The sequence below is a fragment of the Oleiphilus sp. HI0043 genome, from assembly GCF_001634935.1.
Map to the genome: position 1 here is coordinate 1 of NZ_LWEY01000699.1, position 1307 is coordinate 1307.

2 protein-coding genes are annotated in these 1307 nt (G+C 44.8%); one reads left to right on the forward strand and one right to left on the reverse strand.

Annotated features, from left to right (window positions below; genetic code table 11):
* The first annotated feature begins 67 nt into the window (after positions 1 to 67).
* Entirely contained in the window at positions 68 to 733 is a 666-nt protein-coding gene (gene yihA / locus A3729_RS08270) for a ribosome biogenesis GTP-binding protein YihA/YsxC (RefSeq protein ID WP_068633624.1), read from the forward strand.
* Here yihA and A3729_RS08275 read toward each other — a convergent pair.
* Positions 730 to 1307, reverse strand: a 578-nt coding sequence (locus A3729_RS08275) for a TetR/AcrR family transcriptional regulator (protein ID WP_156497797.1), incomplete at its 5' end; no start/stop codon positions are given. The two genes, yihA and A3729_RS08275, sit on opposite strands and share 4 nt — an antisense overlap.

Below are 1307 nucleotides of genomic sequence, written 5' to 3' on the forward strand. Positions count from 1 at the left end.
CTTCCTGATAAAACCCTTACATTAAATAGTGGTTTTTATTCTGTGCTTTTTTCTGATTGAGTTAGTCATGAACCACCCAAATACGCCGAAGAATATCTCCTACAACAGCGCCCGTTTCAGCCAAAGCGGATCAAAACTCAAGAACTGCCCGCCAGACCAAGGCGTTGAAGTTGCCTTTGCCGGTCGCCCCAATGCAGGAAAATCTTCAGCCATCAACTCAATCACTAACAATAAGAAGCTTGCCCGAACCAGTAAGACTCCCGGCAGAACCCAACTGATTAACTTTTTTTCCCTTAGCACGCCCGGGGTTCGGCTAGTCGACCTGCCCGGCTATGGCTTTGCAAAGGTATCCCTGGACCTGAAAGCTGAATGGGGAAAGCACCTCGATGACTATCTACGCAACCGAGAAAGCCTTGCGGGCTTAGTGCTTATCATGGACATCCGCAAACCTCTTACCGAGTTCGACCAAATGCTACTCGACTGGTCCAGTGAATGTCAGCTACCGACATTAATCCTTCTAACTAAAAGCGACAAACTCAAGTTTGGCCCTGCAAAGCAAGTCATGTTTCAGGTTAAGAAGCAGTTAGAAGCACACCAATCTCTGGAAGATGTCATTTTGTTTTCGAGCCTGAAAAAGTCTGGCATAAAAGAAAGCCGCTTTGCTCTGGACAAGATTATCAATCAGCGCTTGCTAGATAATAGCCCTTCCCCTGAAGACAGCCAAGAAGATTAGACTTTTGGCGCGATCCCTTCAAAGCGATAGTTTTCCTGCAATTCCAGCGCTAAGGCCCGTTTGTCTTCATACAAATAAGGTATGACATANTCGAGTATTTGATACACACCGTGCTGAATACTCTTCTGGTTCAGCGCCTGCGCTTCGTCCTCAGCACTTTGGATAGTTTTTAGGTAAGTCATCCAATTCGTCACAATCAACCAGGTATTTAAGGCTTTCGACTTTCGCTGCTGATCTTCCATTGGCTGATAGATTTCACTCTTCTCCATCGCATAAATAATGCTTTGGATACCACTCAAACAACGTAAAGTAAATCGTCGATAATCTTCACGCAGGCGCTCATCGCTGTCCAGCAAATGCTCTAGATCTCTATGCAAGAAACGATAAGCCCATAAACCGTTAAAGACCGCATCCAAATAGGTAATCAGATCATTTATATGTATCGCTCTGCCGCTCGGCACATTCAGATATGAATCTACAAGTAGCTCGTAGTTCTTAAAAATCTCGTAAATAATGTCGCTTTTATTTCTAAAGTGGTAATACAGGTTGCCGGGAGACATTCCAAGGTGAGCAG

Excerpts from the sequence above, each read along its gene's own strand:
- yihA (WP_068633624.1), top strand. The coding sequence starts at position 68 with ATGAACCACCCAAATACGCCGAAGAATATCTCCTACAACAGCGCCCGT.